We start from the raw sequence: 17,162 nt of genomic DNA, 5'->3' as shown, positions 1-17,162 counted from the left end.
GAGACCGTCACATGATCATGTTGATGCTTATATCAAGCTAACAAAAGGGCTTTTAAGGATTTTAGTCTTTTTGATTATCTAATATTATTTTTCTACATTTCTTTTCTCAATGTACTAGTGGTAAATGATTTATCAATAGATTTTTGCTAAGCGAATTAAAAGCCATTAAAAAAACCTTCTACTGTGTCTAGTCCAATAAAAGGTTTCAAATAAATTTTTTTTATAGCCCCAAGGGGATTCGAACCCCTGTCGCCTCCGTGAAAGGGAGGTGTCCTAGGCCTCTAGACGATGGGGCCATGTACGGTGATAAATCACTTAATAAGCAATTTTTATCACAATTGAAAGTTACGGGCCCGCCTTGCCACTCGTCAAGGCTTCTTGATCCTTATTTTGGCCACGCCATACAGGAACGGTGAAGTAGAAGCATGCACCTTCAGTCGGTTTGGAAACGACCCAGATCTTGCCACCGTGTACTTCAACAATTCTTCTGCAAACTGAAAGACCAATGCCAAAGCCGGTAGTCTCTTGAGATGTTTGTGGAAGTCTCACTCGATCAACAAATATTCTCTGTTGTTCTTCTGGGGGGATACCAGGTCCATTATCTCGAACGATTACTTCAACCCATTGATTTGTTCTGTGAAGCATTGTTATAAAAATCTCGCCTTTGTCTTCGGAAAATTTCAAAGCATTTTCTATGAGGTTTAATAAAACTTGCATCATTCTTCTTTGATCTGCAAAAACAGAGGGCAAATCAGCTGGAATATCTGTATTTATTTTTATCTTGCGATTAAGCCATAGCTTTTCAAGCTCGAGAATCGCTTCAGCAGATATGTTTGCAAGATCAATTTTTTGTGGATTAAACAAAGTTTCCCATCGAGTACTCCCTACTTCTAATAAGTCCTTTGAAAGTAATTCAATTTCTTCCAGCCTTCTTTTTAAGACCTCTTGAAATTTAGTCATGGTTATTTGTCCAAGTTTTTGACTTTGTAGAGCTAATCCAGCTGCCGTTAATGGAGTTCTCAATTCATGAGCAACCATTCTTAGAAGACTTTCTTGTGAATGTATTTTTTTAGTAAGAGTTTCGTTTTCTTGTCGAAGAACTAATAGATCATCCTCTAGTAGAAGTTCTTTTTGTGTTTGATTGGTTTCGAGTGATTTGGCTCTAAGATTTATTCCCATACCTTGAATTGGCCCTTCATGTTTCCATCTTGGAACCCAAGTTTTAACTTGATCAAAAATCGAACTCCCAGCAAAGACTTGTTTGGGAGAAGGTTCTAATTTTATTAGTGCAGGAAGCGCTACTAATCTATAAAGCTCAAGTAATTCTGGATTATCAGAAGGATCTGAAACTGCTAGCGTGACGTTAAATCCACAATCTTCTTTTTCCAAATATTCAATTAACGAACGAATATCTCCCCTTGAGAGATGGTGGCGTGATGCCACAAGCAACAGTTTTAACTGCTGTCTGTCGTTAGCTTCGGCACTATTCACAGTGTCGAGCAATCTAAATAATTACGCATACCTTAAGGTAATGAGACTCATTTTAGGTATTAGCTAATAATTAAGTGAATACTTTTTTAAATTCTCAGTTCCAGTAAATGGCAATATCTCATTCATCTGGTATTGGAAGAACTAGAAATTCTTCAGTAGGTATTGATAGGCTTAGGATTGACTTTGATAGTAATTTAAAGCGTTGGTTTGGCAGAAATATTGGCTTATGGCATTCTAGGCGACAATATTTTTTTGATGATGAAAAGGCTATTAATTTGGAAATGTATATCACTGTAAGTAAGTTGATTCAAAGCGATTCTGAATTTGAAAGCTATCGGTTTAAGTGGTGGTGCGAAGATGAAAAAGATTTTTTTACTAAAAGACCAACTTATAAAAGTGAAGGTGAAATAACTGCTCAACTACAAGGTCATCAGCTAATACGTGATTGTTCTTATTTATCTGATTCTTCATGCATATCAAACATTAGACAAGTTGATGAACATGAATTGATCTTTGAGTCTAATTACGATGATTGGCACGTTTTAGAACATACACGTTTAATAGCTCAAGATAAATTTAGATCTAGAAATATTTATAGTTGGTTTAATGATAAGTTGAAAATAGTTGAAAATCATCATGAAATAAGGATTCAGAATCCCAACTAATTGAATAGTGAAAATTATTTAATATACCTCAAACGTAATGCTGTATAGTCTAATAAGCAACTATGAATCTATTTTAGGTTTTTGCTAATTGATGTTTTTGGATTGGATTCTCTTGATTAAATTACTTAAATCTTTAACTGAAAAAATTTTAGCAATATCTTTTTTAACCATTCTGATTTCTACTTCTACAAGTAATTCTTCTTTAAGTAAAGAAAATAGGCTTGTAAAAGCAAGTCGTTCTGATATGCTTTTATATGGCCAAATTTTTTCTAATTATTTTTGTATTGCTAGAAGATCTAAGGTTAAATTTGATGACGCTATTTCCATTGCTGCTAATAATTTAACAGCAATCATAATTAATAAACATGGAGGCCTTCTAGAGGAATTAGATGGAAAAACGATAACACCTAAGCAATTGCTCAACGGCTCATCTAATGTGATAGTTGAATCGGCTGTATTAACTTGTCCTGATAAAGTACCCGAGAAGATAGAGCGAAAAGTAAGAAAGACTATTGAACAAAGAGCAAAATCACTTCAGAAAGAAATTAAAGAGAATTAATTAGTTTTTAATTTGATGTTATGATATTAATTTAGAAAATAGTTCTATATGAAAGAAAACATATCAACAAAACTATCAGAATATATACCCTACCCTTTCCTGATACCAAAAATAAATATAGATTTTAATATTGGAGAAGATAAAGTTTCTGTAGAAACTTCAATGGTTATAAAAGCAAAGTCAGAAGAATCTCCAAAATTAATTCTTAAGGGTTTTGAAATTGAATTACTTTCAGTATCAATAGATGGTAAAGAATTGGATTCTGAAAAATATAGCTATTCAGGCAAATCATTGATTATAAATAAACCACCAATATCTGAATTTGTATTGAATATTAAATCAAATATTAATCCATTTAATAATACATCATTAGAAGGTTTGTATTTGAGTTCTGGAATGCTAGCAACCCAGTGCGAAGCGGAGGGTTTTAGACGAATTTGTTTTCATCCTGATAGGCCTGATGTTTTAAGTAAATATACAGTAAGAATAGAATCAGATCAAAATTTATATCCAATCTTGCTTTCAAATGGTAATATGAAATATTCAGGAAAATTAAAAACAAATCTTGATAGACACGAAATTATTTGGGAGGATCCTTTTCCAAAGCCATCTTATTTATTTGCATTAGTTGCTGGAAAATTAAATGAGGTCTCTGATAATTACATTACTAATTCAGGAAAATCAATTGATATAAAATTATATGTCGAGGAAGGTGATGAGAAATATACGCAACATGCTATAAAATCTCTAAAGAAAGCAATGAGATGGGATGAGGAAAAATATCAATTGGAATATGATTTAGACGAATATAAAATTGTTGCTGTCAGACATTTTAATATGGGAGCTATGGAAAATAAGGGTTTAAATATTTTTAATTCAAAATTGGTTTTAGCTGACTCAATGACAGCAACCGATGATGAATTAGAAAGAATTGAAAGCGTAATAGCACATGAGTACTTTCATAATTGGACTGGTAATAGAATTACATGTAGAGATTGGTTTCAGTTATCCTTAAAGGAAGGATTGACAGTCTTTCGTGATCAATCTTTTACTGCAGATCTTCATAATAAAGGACTAAAAAGAATAGAAGATGTTTCATTCCTTAGGAATTTTCAATTTTCTGAAGATAAGGGACCTACTTCACATGCAGTGAAGCCTAAAGAGTATGTAGCCATTGATAATTTTTATACAACAACAATATATGAAAAGGGAGCTGAGTTGATAAGAATGCTTGAGCTTTTGCTTGGAATAGAGAATTTTTATAGAGGTATTAATCTTTATTTTGAAACTTTTGATGGTAGTGCTGCTACAACAGAGGATTTCATTAATTCATTAATAAAAGGAGCATATTTAGAAGAAAAAAATTGTCCTTTTGATGTAACAAAATTTCTAAATTGGTATTATAAATCAGGTACACCTAAAGTTTATATAAATCAATCTTGGGATTCAAAAAATTCGATTTTGAATGTTTCTTTTGAGCAGAAAATAGATAGTGAAAAAACTAATGAAAATATCGAAATGGTGATTCCAATTCTTTATTCTTGTTATAGTAAAGAAAGAAAAGCCACACCTATTGTTGAGGATAAATTATTTATTTTAGATAAAAATATAAAGAATTTACAAATCAATACTATTCCAGGTGAAAAAGAAGCACCAGTCTTGTCCATTTTTAGAGGTTTCTCTTCACCTGTTGTTTGGGAATCTGATTTTTCTATAGACGACTATCTTTTCCTTTTCTCAAATGATAATGATTATTTTTCTAAATGGGACTCCGGTCAATTTTTAATGCGTGAAATCATAAAAAGTAGGCTTTGCAACAAGGCAAATTATATATTGGAAGATATGTTTATTAATGTTATTAAAGAATCCATAAAATCCTTAGAAATCAAAGATCCTTTTTTCTTGGCAACACTTTTAACAGTACCTGGTTTAGCAGAATTGGAATCTTTATTTGAAAAAGTGGACCCCATAAATATTTATAAACAGTCATTAAATTTTCAAGTTTTAATTGGTACTGAAATTCTTCAAGAGTTAAGAATAATAGCTAAAAATTTATTTGTGAATATTAATCATGAATGGCCAATGGGTAGAGGAGAAAGAAAACTATTAGCAACTATTTGGTATTATTTAACTCTTGCAGGCGATAGAAATGTGCAAAAGATTTGTGTTGGTTCAATAAGTCATTCTTCAATGACCATAGCAAGGGCAGCGCTAGAGGCATTAAAGCCACTTGATATTCCTGAGACAGAAGAAGCTTCTTTTTTATTTTATAATCTTTGGAAAGATAATCCTGTGGTTTTAGATTCATGGTTCGCTTATGAGGCCTCAAGACCTAATAAAAAAGGAATTGATGTTATCGAAGAATTGTTATCACATTCCAAATTTGATTGGAAGACTCCAAATTCAATAAGAGCTGTTATTGGAGGTTTTAGTAAAAATATTGAATTATTTCATTCTCTTGATGGACAAGGTTATTTATTTATGGCTGAAAAATTAATAGAGGTAGATAAAATTAATCCAATAACGGCTTCAAGAATGGTAAAAATTTTCAGTAAATGGAAAACTTATGTAGATAAAAATAAAGAATCAATGTATAAATCAATATTAAAAATTAATAATGCAAATATATCTTCAAATACGAGAGAGGTCGTGGAACTAATTTTGAAGTAAATTTAGAAAATCATCTGAACATTGAGCTAACAGAACTTTCTTCATGAATTCTCCAGATAGCTTCTCCAAGCATATTTGCAACTGATAAGACCTTCAATTGTGAGAAATTTAAATTATTTGGAACTGGAATACTATTAGTGACAATAACTTGTTCAAAAAGGCCTTCTTTTGAAAGTTTCTCGTAAGCAGGTGGAGAGAAAACTGCATGAGATGCACATGCAATAACTTTTTTTGCACCCTCTTCCCTAAGTAATTCAGCTCCTGCGCAAATAGTGCCTCCAGTATCAATCATGTCATCAATCAATATTGCAGTTTTGCCAGAAACCTCACCAATAACTGTGAGGCTTTCGGCAACGTTATGCCCTGAACGACGCTTGTCAATAATCGCTAGAGGTGAATCCTTCATTTGCTTAGCAAAAGCTCTTGCTCTGGCTACACCACCTACATCAGGAGAGACGACTACGATTTCATCAAGTTTCATAGTTGATAGATAATCAACTAATACCGGAGAACCATATATGTGATCGCAGGGAATATCGAAATAACCTTGTATTTGTGCCGAATGTAAATCCATTGCTAGAACTCTATCTACCCCTGATTTGACAAGAATATTTGCAGTTAATTTCGCAGTTATTGATTCTCTACCTGCTGTCTTTCTATCGGCTCTTGCGTAACCAAAATATGGAATTACAGCTGTAATTTGTCTGGCAGATGCTCTTTTGCAAGCATCCACCATGATCATAAGCTCCATTAAGCTGTCATTAACAGGAGCACAGGTTGGTTGTATAAGAAAAACGTCACAACCTCTGATTGATTGTTGGATTTGAACATAGAGTTCACCATCAGCAAACCTTTTTGAAACTAGAGGGACATTTGTTATCCCCATGTAAGTCGCAATTTCTTTTGCTAACGCTGTATTAGATGTCCCACTAATTAATCTGAGTCTATTAGTGTCATGTTTGAGACTAGTAGACTCAGGATGCGCTGCAGTGATAAAACTGGTCACGGTTCCAACGCAAGCGAGAAATAATATGTACTAATCTACCTTTATGTTGATCCATGATCATCTAAATGCTTTTTTAAATTTTTCCTCATAAGGTATTTTTCCTTATTATGAAACAGCAAACCCCTGTCATGTCTTCTGTTTGGGGTGGTTGAATAAATGAAATATCTTCTGAAGAATTTTCTTTTGAAAACATTAATAATTTGACTTCAGGTAAAGGCTTAATGATTTTTAACCGGGATTTTGCTGAAAACACACATTTAAAGAGAGATTGATTTAGGTATTTGGGTCTTTACAAGGTAAGAATTTGTTTGAAATGAAAAAATACTAATCTAAGGCTGGTTCTTGACTCGTCTGGATTGCTTCTCTTGAAATCCTATTCAGCTTTTCAATTAGATAATGCTATTGGTGGAAAGAAATATATTCAGGAGTTTTTTTAACTCAATAAAAAAATTTGGTTTTTATATAAATGTTTAAGTTATTAATTGATTTGTTAATATCTAATTACTAAATTTATTTTTTTTGATTTTTAAGAAAAAGATTTCCCATCTCACAATGGAATCCATTTTAAATTTAATAAAAAAATAGAATTATTAGTATTTCTTTCGTATTTTTAGAGATAACAAAAAGTGAAATTGGAAAGAAATTCAGGAATCCTTCTTCATCCAACCTCATTACCTGATAGTCCTGTTTGCGGAAGTTTTGGTAACCCTGCGCGAGTATGGCTAAATGAACTTGCTTCAGCTGGTATAGGAGTTTGGCAATTTTTACCTCTTGCCCCTACCGATTCATTTGGTTCTCCTTATAGTTCTCCATCAAGTTTTGCTTTTAACCCATGGTTCCTTGATCAAGATGATTTAGTTAGAGACGGTTTCTTAGCTAATAATCTAGAAAATTTATCTTCTGAAAATGATTCTTCTGATAATAGAGTTGATTTTCAATTAGCTAATTCAAAAGTTAATTCCTTACGTTATTCTTTGGTTGATTATTGGGACAAACAGCATAGAACTATTCAAGAAGAATTTAAAATCTGGTGCTCAAGGCAATTTTGGTTAGATGACCATTCAATATTTATGGAACTAAAAATTCAATACAATGATCTTCCATGGTGGGAATGGCCAGATAAATATGCAGTTCGGGATAAGAAAGAATTAGAAAATTGGAAAAAAGATAACCAGAGAGAGTTGTTAGGACATAATCTGCTCCAATGGCATTTAGACAGGCAATGGAAATCAATCAGAAAACTTGCAAACAATCTAGGAATTTTTTTATTTGGAGACGCCCCTTTTTATGTATCAAAAGATAGTGCTGATGTATGGAGTAATAGATCATTATTTTCAATTTTAAGTAATTCAGATACATTCCTTCAAAGCGGCGTACCTCCTGATTATTTCTCTGAGACTGGGCAGCTTTGGGGTAACCCTGTTTATCGTTGGAGCAGGCACAAAGCTAGTAATTTTAGATGGTGGAGAAAAAGAATTTCAAGACATCTAGAGCAGGTTGATTTCTTACGTCTCGATCATTTTCGTGCTCTTGAAGCTTTTTGGTCAGTTCCTGGTAAAGATAAAACAGCTGAGAATGGCTTCTGGTTGCCTTCCCCTGGAAGACAGCTACTAGGTTTAATAAAAAAAGATTGTAGTGGTTTTCTTCCTTTAGTTGCTGAAGACTTAGGTTTAATAACATCAAAAGTTGAAAAGTTACGCGATGATTGTGATTTGGCAGGAATGAAGATACTTCAATTCGCTTTTGATGGAAATTTAGATAATCCCTATTTGCCAGAGAATATTAAAGATGAAAATTGGGTTGTTTATACAGGGACTCATGATAATTCAACTTCTCAAGGCTGGTGGAGAGAAATGGATCAAGACAGAAAAGAACAATTAAGAGAAAGGATTCATGATTATGAGAATTTCACTTCTTGGGAATTGATACGAATTGGCATGGAAACTAAAGCTAAATTATTCGTAGCGCCTATGCAAGATTTATTAAACCTTGATAATAGCTCTAGATTAAATAAACCTGGCACAATAGAAAATAATTGGTCATGGAGATTGTCGAGAAATGATTCGAATATTCAAGAAGCTTTAAATAGGTATGGTGATTTAGCTAAAGCAAATAAAAGATATAATCACTCTTCTTTTTGAGTCTTAATTGTATTTACATCTTTCATAACAGTCTTTTCTGTAATTATGGGTTCAGTCGAAATACTATTTATTTTTATAAGATATCTTTGTTGACTATTAAGAGCTAATATAGATAAAAGCATAAAGATAATATACAATAAGCTCCCAATCCAACTATTCAGGAAGTCTATATTTAAAAAATTAAATTTAAACTTAGGGGTATTATTAACATTATCTTTTTGTGTTGATAAACCATTTAAACTTCCTTTTTCTAAATTGAGCTTAATCTCAAGACTTTTGATCATTGATATTAAATAAGTTTTTTCTGGTAAATATTTTTTCCATCCATTTTCAATAGCTATTAATACATTTCTTGAAATTTTTGTCTCCTTTGACAATTGCTGTAATGAAATCCCAGCTTTCTTTCTTTGAGTTTTAAATAAATTAATTGCATCTGAAAAATCATTATCTGAAACAGATTTATCTGCTACGTCTGATAAGCGTGATGAGGATTTTTTAAAAGGAAAATTTAAAACCATAAAATGCAAATATTTTAATTAATAATTGAAATCCATTCCTCTGTCTTTAGCTCTCTCCATTTTCCTTCTTGCAGTCCATTTAAATTTATATTTGAGATCGATGTTCTTTGCAAATCTTGAACGGGATGTCCAATGAGATTTGCTATTTTACGAATTTGGCGATTGCGGCCTTCTTTGAGAATTACTTTTAGAAGAGTCTTGTGATTAACTTTATCTAATACTTCTATTTGCGCTGGCATGGTCATTTTACCATCCAGTAAAATTCCTTTTCTCCAATTATCTAATATTGATTTACTTGGCTGACCACTTACCCAAACTAGATATGTTTTTGTGTGAGAGTACTTGGGATGTGTAAGTCTTAGCGTTAAGTCTCCATTGTTAGTCAATAGAATGGCTCCTCTGCTATCAAAATCTAACCTTCCCACAGGATACATTCCAAAACGTAAGTGTGATGGAATTAAACTTAAAATTGTTTTTCTTCCATGATTATCTTGGCAGCTAGATATGACTCCATAAGGTTTATTTAATAAAAAAACTTTATGATCTAACTTCTTAGGTAAATCTCTCCCGTCAACTAAAATATGATCAGTATCAGGATCTGCTTTCTCTCCTAGAATAGCTCTTCTACCATTCAGTGTTACTCTACCTTGTTTTATTAGTAAGTCAGCTTTACGTCTTGATAAAAGACCCGACTCAGATATTATCTTTTGTAATCTATTAAGTGACATTATTCCTAAACTATATATTTATTATATTCATTGTTATATTAGGTTGATAAAAAAAAATGCAATAGATTTAATATATTAGTACTAAAAAAATTCATCTATTTCTTTAACTGTTCCGGCCTCTACTTGGGCTAATAAATCTTTAATAGCTTTCCACATGCTTATGCCAAAAAGAATTGAGATTATTGAAGAAAAAATTAAAGATTTAATAATAGAAAAGTTTATTATGCTTAAGGCGCTAACGAAAATAATTGTTAACCCTGTGAAGAATGAAAACCAACTTGAAATTGTTCTGGGGTTCTCTAGCGGGATTGGTGATATCTTTTTTGTCGACCAATTATTTAATTTTGATTTCATTATGTCGGCAAATATCAATCCAGACATCAGGCAAATGAATGCACCACAAGACAGCCAAAAAATAGGATCTTCAATAGGCTTTATTTGTTGATATTCTGAAATAAATTGATCTATATTAGGCACATTTGCATCATCTATACTAACTAAGATAAATGTAAATATATTTTGAATATTGCTATTTAGCATGGTTTCAATTTCTATTGAATTTTTCGATATTATATTTTATAAAAATAATCTATGCAACTTGTGTATTATTTTGTTTTGTTAGACCTGAAGCCATTCTTATAGGATTGAATGTTTTTCGGACTAGCTTGATTAATTGCTTCATATCTTTTGTATCTATCCTTTCATCTTTAATAATACTCATTAATAAGTTTTTCCTTATTAATGAGCCTCTAGAGCTTGTTAAGAGCTTAAGACCTGCACCTGCTACTGGAATAAGCTCTTTTGCAGGTGTGCTTGAATCTTGTACTAGAACATCAAATAAATTCTCTATTCGCTCAACTCTTATGTGCCCATTTTGATCAAAAATAACGTCTAGTAATATATTTATCATCTCATTGGTATCTGAAGTAAGTAATCTTTTAGCTACGTACGGATAGGCTAAATCAATAATCTTAAAATCAGGATCTAAGCGAAGAGCAAGTCCTTCTTGACTAATTACTGCTCTTATAATTAAAGCAAACCTTGCAGGGACTCTGAAGGGGTAATCAAACATTAATTCGGAGAATTTATTGGTAATCTCTTTAAAATTAAAAGAAGCAACATCTTTACCTATTGCACTTCCAAGTACTTCTTTTAATACAGGTATTAGAGGTTTAAGGTCTTCTGCTTCATTTAAAAAACCTAGCTTTTGAAAATCTTTCGCAACAGAGTGAAAATCATTATTGATAAGGTGAACAATTGCACCAGTAAGAGTTAATCTGTCTTCCTCTGAAATTGAGTCCATCATTCCAAAATCTACATAGGCTATATTTCCTAAATCACCATTATGACCTTCAAGAGCAAACATGTTTCCTGGATGAGGATCTGCATGAAAGTATCCAAATTCTAATAATTGCTGTATTCCACTGATAACACCAGTTCTAATAATTTTTGATGGGTTTAAATTATTTAGAATTAATTCATTTCTATCTTTTAATTTTGTACCATCAATCCAGCTTGTGGTTAACACCTTCACAGACGATAAATGTCTTTCTACTTTTGGTATGGTTACTGACTTATTGTTGTGGAATAGGTTCGAAAATTTTTCAGCATTATTAGCTTCTTTTTTATAATCAACTTCGTCAAATAAACTTCTTCCAAATTCATCTATTATTTCACCTAATCCGAACCCAAGATTTAGAGGAAGTATTGGCGCACTAAGAACTCCAAGTATTTTTATAATAACGATATCTCTTCTAATGTTGAAAATCAGATGAGGCCTCTGAACTTTTACTGCTACCCAATAATTACTAGTTAACTGTGCTTTATAAACTTGACCAAGGCTAGCTGAGGCTATTGGTTTAGATGGGAATTCCTCAAAAATTTCATCTGGTGGCTTCCCTAGCTCACTTTCAATAATTTCAAGTGCTTTTTCATGAGGGAATGACGGTAAGTTATCTTGTAAGTTTGTTAATTCTTCTAGCCAATCTTTTCTTATAAGATCTGGCCTGGTTGAAAGTGCTTGTCCTACTTTTATAAAACAGGGACCCAATCCAACAAGAGTCTTAAGTAGAAATTTAGCTAGATTTTTTTGAGTTTTATCATCATTGCTTGAACCTTGAAAAATAAGTCTTGCTAATAGAAGTGATATTGCGCCAACTATCTGAATAAATCTTGGCAGCAATATCCATGGCTTTGAAATCAACCATATTAAATCTCTTTTGAAGTCGTATTTCATGAATTCATAATAAGTTCTTCTAGCTATCCTTCTAAGAAGTTCTTTTGATTTGCTTACTGATTAATTACATTGATTTTAGGTAATACTTTTATTCTATGGGGCTTTTAAACTTGCTTTCTGAAGATAGAAGCGAAAATCTTTTCTTGCCAGCCCATGGAAGAGGTAACGCTCTACCCAAAAAGATAAAAAATCTATTGAAGCTAAGACCAGGTATTTGGGATTTACCTGAGCTTTTTGAGATTGGTGGCCCATTGATTCGTGAAGGAGCAATAGCAGAAAGTCAAAGGTCTTCTGCTATCGAAGTGGGTGTTGATAGATGTTGGTACGGAGTTAACGGTGCGACGGGTTTACTTCAAAGTTCATTGCTCGCTTTAGCTTGTCCTGGTCAAGCTGTTCTTATGCCAAGGAATATTCATAAAAGTTGTATTCAAGCATGCCTGTTTGGAGGCTTAATACCATTGCTTTTTGATGTCCCTTATTTAACTGATAGAGGCCATGCCTCCGTTTTTGATAGAAAATGGCTTCATAGGGTTTTAAAAAAAGCAAATGAACTCGAAAATGATATTGCAGCGGTAGTTTTAGTGAACCCCACATATCAAGGATATTCTGCTGATATTGAATCTCTGATTCAGGAGATTCATTCACATTCTTTACCAGTGTTGGTTGATGAGGCTCATGGAGCATACCTAATCAGTCAAATAAGACCAGATTTACCTAAGTCAGCTATCTATTTTGGCGCAGATCTTGTTGTTCATTCTCTTCATAAATCTGCACCAGGATTAGTTCAATCCGCAGTTTTATGGTCTCAAGGTGAAAAGGTTGATCCATTTAAAATTCAGAGAAGTATTGAGTTGCTTCAAACTTCAAGCCCAAGTTCTTTGTTGATAGCTTCATGTGAAAGTTCAATTAATGAACTTATTGAATCTAAAGGGATAAAAAAACTGAGTTCCCGAATAGAAGAAGCTGAGTTATTAAAGAATTTTTTGATTAATAAACAAGTCCCTATTCTTAAAAATAGCGATCCACTCAGAATTATTCTTCACACATCAAGATTTGGTTTAAGTGGTATTGAAGTTGATAAAAGCTTTATAAAAAAAGGAATAATTGGTGAATTAGCTGAGCCAGGGACACTAACTTTTTGCCTTGGCTTTTCATCTCATAAGAAATTAGGAAAAAGATTTTTAAGAATTTGGAACGAAATTCTTACATCTTTTGGTCAACAAAAATCTTTTTTATTTAAAAGACCACCTTTCAAGATGGTTTCTAAGCCATATAAGTCATGTTCTTATTCTTGGGGCTCTAATTTTGAGAAAGTTAATCTTCAGGATGCTCAAGGAAGAATTTCAGTTGAGATGGTTTGCCCTTATCCTCCTGGGATACCTTTATTGATTCCAGGGGAGATTTTGGACAAAGCGCGTATTGATTGGTTGATAGAGCAAAAAGGCTTTTGGCCAGAGCAAATCCCTGATTTTGTAAGAGTTATTTCTTGATTAATAATATCTATTTATCAGCTATAATGAAAGTTATTATTAATAGACCCTTTTAAGTATGTTTTATAAAAGAAAGCTATATTTTTATTTCTGATTTAATGTTTTTAGCTGTTTCGAAAAAGAGATTATTAAGTGGACTTTTAATTGGCGCTTTTGGCTTTTTAATAGTCTCTCTGGGTAATTGGTGGTTTGCTATTGCAATTAGTTTAATTGTTCATTTGGCTCTTCTAGAGTTCTTTAGGATGGCAGAATTTACTGGTATAAGACCAGCTACTAAGACAACATTATTGGCATGTCAGATATTACTTTTTTTTACGCAATTATCTTCTCTTGGATATATCTCTATTGAAATATCTGATGCTATTTTGCCATTATCAGGGGCAGCTATTTGTGGTTGGTTATTGCTGCAACCTGTTACTGGTTCTATTGCCGATGTGGCAGCATCAATCTTTGGATTATTTTATTTAGGCTTCTTGCCAAGTCATTGGATTAAGTTAAGAAATCTTTTGGAGACTGATCTAACAAATAATGTCAATTTGATTCCCGCTAATTGGTCGTCATCTATTACTTTTGGAATGCTAATAACTTTTTCTACATGTTTTATGATCGTTGGATTTGATATAGGATCTTATTTTGTCGGTAAGAAGTTTGGCAATCACTCATTATCCCCAATCTCACCCTCTAAAACTATTGAGGGTGTTATTGGGGGCTTATTGTTTTCAATATTTATAGGAGCCTTTTTTGGATATCTACTTAGATGGGAATTTGGAATATTCATAGGAATATTTATTGGTATTTTAGTGGCATTGTTTTCTCTGGTTGGTGACCTTACAGAATCTATGTTAAAAAGAAATGCAGGATTAAAAGATTCAGGTAATTTTCTACCGGGTCATGGAGGAATTCTTGATAGAATAGATAGTTATTTATTTACTCCAGCAATTGTATTCTATATTGTAATTTTATTATCACCATTAATTATGTCCTAAAAGTTTAAAAACTAACAGCTGAATTTGCCGCAATATTTATCAAATTATTTTCAATATATATATTTTCAATATATATTTTATCTTCAATTGGGATCTGAAAAGTCTTATTATAAATTTTATTTTCCAAATAGATTTTACCTTCCTCTACTTTAATATTAATCTGATCTCCATTGTTACTTATGATTTTTTCTTTAGCAGATTTCATTAATAATTCCCCATTCTTTATTTTTATATCTTCTAATTTTTCTTGGTTTAATATTTTTTTGCTAATCATATTTCCAATCCAATTCCAATTTTCAGATAATATAATTGTTTTGAGTGATTTCTGAGATAAAGAAATATTGAATTTTATTTTAGGATTGTTTATAAAGGATAATTCTTTATTAGCTAATTTAAAATTTATTTTAAGCTGATTAGCTTCTAACTTAAATTTATCGAATAAAAGATCTTGATAATTTATATCTTCAGCAATAATAATGATTTGATCTATTTTACCTTTAATTATTTGAGTAGAACTAGAGATGATATCTATTTTTATATTGCTTACTTTTTTACATTCTTTTATGAGTAAGATCCTTATACATTGTTCTAATAATTTAGCAAGAATCCCTTTCTCTTTAATCTGCTTCTCAATCATTTTATTTTTTTAATTTTTCCCAAGCTTCAGAAACTAATTTTGGTTCTTCTAAATGTGGAAGATGTCCTGAATTTGTTGCTATTTCTATGTTCGAGTTATAGTTCCTGTTGGTTTTTTCCTTTTCATTTTTTGGAATGATTCTGTCAAATTTCCCTAAAATAATTTTAAGTGGTTGAGTTGGTTTTGGGAGCCCGCAATCAGATACGCCTCCATCTGCTGCAAAATCTGCTAATGATGATTGCCAACCAGGAACTTTTAGATGAATGGATGCGATTTGTTCTTCTGCAGGACCAACACTATTTGTTGGGTCTGCGAATGCCTGCCTACATAATCCCCTACGAACAAAGGGTTGACTAAGGAAAAAGGCTCCCAAATGATTAAAGGGCCATGGAATTTTTGGGTTTTTGCCTGCTAAACCTGCTGGTGATAAAAGTAGTAATTTATTGATTTTATTTGGGTTCTGTCTAGCGAGCTCAAGGGCTAAAGCTCCACCCATTGAGGCACCTATGACGCCTATGGGTTGATTCTTTGCAAAATAGTCTAAAACAGAATTCAAATGTTTCATTAAATATTTAAATCCATATTGATTGCCACTAGATCTAGGACAAAAGCCGAATCCATATAAATCTGGAATGATTAGTTTATTATTCTTTTTTAGAAAAGGTGTAAGGCGTCTAAATTCAAGAAAGCAGCTGTCAAAACCATGAATAAGAAGAATTCTTTCTCCTTTACCTGTTAAAACTATTGGAAATAAATCTGATTTATTTCGTGAAATATCTTTCAGTTGTATCCATTTTAGATCTTCAAAAAGTGTACTTGCTTGTTTGTCAATAATTTGATCTTTTATTTCATTGATATATGCCTTAGTAGCATTTATTTTATCTATATTTTTATTTTTTTCTTGATTCAATTCTCTTAAGTATTATTTATTATTATTTTGGAGCGTGGAGGTAAGGATTGAAAGCTTTGAATTGCTTCGAAGAGATCATTTTCATTTATTGGGAAAGGTAATTGATGTATATCAGAGTTAGCATTGCAGGCAAATTTACAGGCTTTATGGATTTCATTCGCGGTCGAATTTCTAGGACAAATAGACTCAAATGAAAGAGGGAGATTTATTTTAGAGAAGAAATCTATAAGTTGTGACTTGGCTTGTTTCGGTAATTGACTGTTTGAATTTCTCTCTTCCAAATGTAATTGTACTAGCAGACCAAATCCAACAAGTTCACCATGAAGTGGTTTGTTAGTGTAAGAAAGTTGTGTTAATCCATTGTGAATTGGATGAGCTGCTGCAGTTCTGCATCTGGCACCCCCAAGTCCTCCTATCATTCCAGCAGTAAGAGCACATCCTTCTGCAACAGTTTCCCAAGAATTGCTTAATGGATCTAAGAAAGCTTTGTAGCCGTTTAAAAATAATTGATCTCGCAAAACCCTAGCCATCTGAACTGCTTGTTGTACAAAACCATCTGAACTTGTAGTGCTTGTTAAGGATGATTCATACCATTTTGCGACAGCATCTGCCATGCCGCTGGCAAGGGTTCTTGGTGGGGCGGCTCTAACAATTGTGTGATCAAATATCAATAAGTTTGGACAGGTTTTTAAAGTTATATCTTTTACGAATTTGCCATCGGGGGTATAAATATTAGATAAAGCCGTCCATCCTGCACATGTGGAAGCACTTAATGGCACAGTAATACAATTGATGCTAAGTAAATCAGCAATTAATTTTCCGGCATCAAGTACTTTTCCACCTCCTGCTGCAATAATCCCATCGCAATTATTGTTTTTTGAGATTAGACATGCTTTCTGGATATCTAATTCACAGCAATCATGATTTAACTCAATTGAAATTGATTTAATACCTTTTAATAGTAGATCTTTTTCAAATGAAGTTCTTATTTCTTTGGTAGAGCTACTTCTACCTATTATCAAAGGCCTTTTGCATAATTTAGTTATTAGCTCCAAAGATTTAAACCATGCCCCATCACCTCTAACTACCTTTGAAGGTGAAATGCTGTGATTATTTATAGACATT

General features: G+C 32.4%; 15 protein-coding genes and 1 tRNA gene. 7 read left to right on the top strand and 9 right to left on the bottom strand.

Going from position 1 to position 17,162, the window contains the following annotated elements; genetic code table 11:
• Positions 1-223: 223 nt before the first annotated feature.
• Positions 224-296, bottom strand: a tRNA-Glu gene (locus O5639_RS03840).
• Between the two features lie 49 nt (positions 297-345).
• Positions 346-1,491, bottom strand: a complete 1,146-nt coding sequence (locus O5639_RS03835; RefSeq protein ID WP_269625163.1) for a histidine kinase — start codon at positions 1,489-1,491, stop codon at positions 346-348.
• A 107-nt stretch (positions 1,492-1,598) separates the two neighbouring features.
• On the opposite strand from O5639_RS03835, the gene O5639_RS03830 reads away from it, so the two are divergent.
• From O5639_RS03830 to pepN, 3 genes are all read left to right on the top strand, one after another.
• On the top strand, positions 1,599-2,156 hold the full coding sequence (locus tag O5639_RS03830) for a hypothetical protein (RefSeq protein ID WP_269625162.1): 558 nt from the start codon (positions 1,599-1,601) through the stop codon (positions 2,154-2,156).
• Positions 2,157-2,247: 91 nt separating this feature from the next.
• Positions 2,248-2,715 (top strand): hypothetical protein, encoded by a 468-nt coding sequence (locus O5639_RS03825; protein WP_269625161.1) that lies wholly within the window; start codon positions 2,248-2,250, stop codon positions 2,713-2,715.
• A 48-nt stretch (positions 2,716-2,763) separates the two neighbouring features.
• Entirely contained in the window at positions 2,764-5,385 is a 2,622-nt protein-coding gene (pepN, locus tag O5639_RS03820; RefSeq protein WP_269625160.1) for an aminopeptidase N, read from the top strand.
• Between the two features lie 10 nt (positions 5,386-5,395).
• Here the strand turns inward: pepN and O5639_RS03815 are convergent, their stop codons facing one another.
• Positions 5,396-6,391, bottom strand: coding sequence for a ribose-phosphate pyrophosphokinase (locus tag O5639_RS03815; protein ID WP_269625159.1), 996 nt, complete (start codon positions 6,389-6,391; stop codon positions 5,396-5,398).
• 626 nt (positions 6,392-7,017) lie between these two features.
• On the opposite strand from O5639_RS03815, the gene malQ reads away from it, so the two are divergent.
• A complete protein-coding gene (gene malQ, locus O5639_RS03810) occupies positions 7,018-8,532 on the top strand; it encodes a 4-alpha-glucanotransferase (protein WP_269625158.1) in 1,515 nt (504 codons plus the stop codon).
• Here malQ and O5639_RS03805 read toward each other — a convergent pair.
• Positions 8,517-9,050, bottom strand: coding sequence for a helix-turn-helix domain-containing protein (locus O5639_RS03805; RefSeq protein WP_269625157.1), 534 nt, complete (start codon positions 9,048-9,050; stop codon positions 8,517-8,519). The two genes, malQ and O5639_RS03805, sit on opposite strands and share 16 nt — an antisense overlap.
• A 14-nt stretch (positions 9,051-9,064) precedes the next feature.
• Complete coding sequence (locus tag O5639_RS03800; RefSeq protein WP_269625156.1) at positions 9,065-9,778, bottom strand: pseudouridine synthase; 714 nt, start codon at positions 9,776-9,778, stop codon at positions 9,065-9,067.
• 160 nt (positions 9,779-9,938) lie between these two features.
• Between O5639_RS03800 and O5639_RS03795 the strand changes: the two genes are divergently transcribed.
• Entirely contained in the window at positions 9,939-10,223 is a 285-nt protein-coding gene (locus tag O5639_RS03795; protein WP_269625155.1) for a hypothetical protein, read from the top strand.
• Positions 10,224-10,367: 144 nt separating this feature from the next.
• Here O5639_RS03795 and O5639_RS03790 read toward each other — a convergent pair whose 3' ends face one another.
• Positions 10,368-12,014 carry an ABC1 kinase family protein gene (locus tag O5639_RS03790; RefSeq protein ID WP_269625154.1) on the bottom strand — a complete coding sequence of 549 codons (1,647 nt, stop codon included), beginning with the start codon at positions 12,012-12,014 and terminating at the stop codon, positions 10,368-10,370.
• 95 nt (positions 12,015-12,109) lie between these two features.
• Between O5639_RS03790 and O5639_RS03785 the strand changes: the two genes are divergently transcribed.
• Both O5639_RS03785 and O5639_RS03780 read left to right on the top strand, forming a co-directional pair.
• Positions 12,110-13,504: a lysine decarboxylase gene (locus O5639_RS03785; protein ID WP_269625153.1), complete on the top strand. Its 1,395-nt coding sequence runs from the start codon at positions 12,110-12,112 to the stop codon at positions 13,502-13,504.
• A gap of 98 nt (positions 13,505-13,602) precedes the next feature.
• Positions 13,603-14,490 (top strand): phosphatidate cytidylyltransferase, encoded by an 888-nt coding sequence (locus O5639_RS03780; RefSeq protein ID WP_269625152.1) that lies wholly within the window; start codon positions 13,603-13,605, stop codon positions 14,488-14,490.
• A 4-nt stretch (positions 14,491-14,494) separates the two neighbouring features.
• Here O5639_RS03780 and O5639_RS03775 read toward each other — a convergent pair whose 3' ends face one another.
• The 3 genes from O5639_RS03775 to O5639_RS03765 are packed head-to-tail and all read right to left on the bottom strand — an operon-like array spanning position 14,495 to position 17,161.
• A complete protein-coding gene (locus O5639_RS03775) occupies positions 14,495-15,127 on the bottom strand; it encodes a hypothetical protein (protein ID WP_269625151.1) in 633 nt (210 codons plus the stop codon).
• 1 nt (position 15,128) lies between these two features.
• Entirely contained in the window at positions 15,129-16,037 is a 909-nt protein-coding gene (locus O5639_RS03770) for an alpha/beta fold hydrolase (protein ID WP_269625150.1), read from the bottom strand.
• Between the two features lie 5 nt (positions 16,038-16,042).
• The gene (locus O5639_RS03765) at positions 16,043-17,161 is read right to left on the bottom strand and encodes an iron-containing alcohol dehydrogenase family protein (RefSeq protein WP_269625149.1); all 1,119 of its coding nucleotides are present in this window, start codon (positions 17,159-17,161) and stop codon (positions 16,043-16,045) included.
• Between the last annotated feature and the right edge of the window lies 1 nt (position 17,162).

The sequence above is a fragment of the Prochlorococcus marinus str. MIT 1214 genome, assembly GCF_027359355.1.
Taxonomy (GTDB): Bacteria; Cyanobacteriota; Cyanobacteriia; order PCC-6307; family Cyanobiaceae; genus Prochlorococcus_B; species Prochlorococcus_B marinus_F.
Note: the sequence above shows the minus strand (reverse complement) of the source record. Positions and strands in the feature narration are given on the sequence as shown.

Bases quoted from the DNA above. Each gene is read 5' to 3' on its own strand.
- O5639_RS03830 (WP_269625162.1), top strand. From the start codon at position 1,599: ATGGCAATATCTCATTCATCTGGTATTGGAAGAACTAGAAATTCTTCA.
- O5639_RS03825 (WP_269625161.1), top strand. From the start codon at position 2,248: ATGTTTTTGGATTGGATTCTCTTGATTAAATTACTTAAATCTTTAACT.
- pepN (WP_269625160.1), top strand. From the start codon at position 2,764: ATGAAAGAAAACATATCAACAAAACTATCAGAATATATACCCTACCCT.
- O5639_RS03805 (WP_269625157.1), bottom strand. From the start codon at position 9,050: ATGGTTTTAAATTTTCCTTTTAAAAAATCCTCATCACGCTTATCAGAC.
- O5639_RS03800 (WP_269625156.1), bottom strand. From the start codon at position 9,778: ATGTCACTTAATAGATTACAAAAGATAATATCTGAGTCGGGTCTTTTA.
- O5639_RS03795 (WP_269625155.1), top strand. From the start codon at position 9,939: ATGCCAAAAAGAATTGAGATTATTGAAGAAAAAATTAAAGATTTAATA.
- O5639_RS03790 (WP_269625154.1), bottom strand. From the start codon at position 12,014: ATGAAATACGACTTCAAAAGAGATTTAATATGGTTGATTTCAAAGCCA.
- O5639_RS03785 (WP_269625153.1), top strand. From the start codon at position 12,110: ATGGGGCTTTTAAACTTGCTTTCTGAAGATAGAAGCGAAAATCTTTTC.
- O5639_RS03780 (WP_269625152.1), top strand. From the start codon at position 13,603: ATGTTTTTAGCTGTTTCGAAAAAGAGATTATTAAGTGGACTTTTAATT.
- O5639_RS03775 (WP_269625151.1), bottom strand. From the start codon at position 15,127: ATGATTGAGAAGCAGATTAAAGAGAAAGGGATTCTTGCTAAATTATTA.
- O5639_RS03765 (WP_269625149.1), bottom strand. From the start codon at position 17,161: ATGTCTATAAATAATCACAGCATTTCACCTTCAAAGGTAGTTAGAGGT.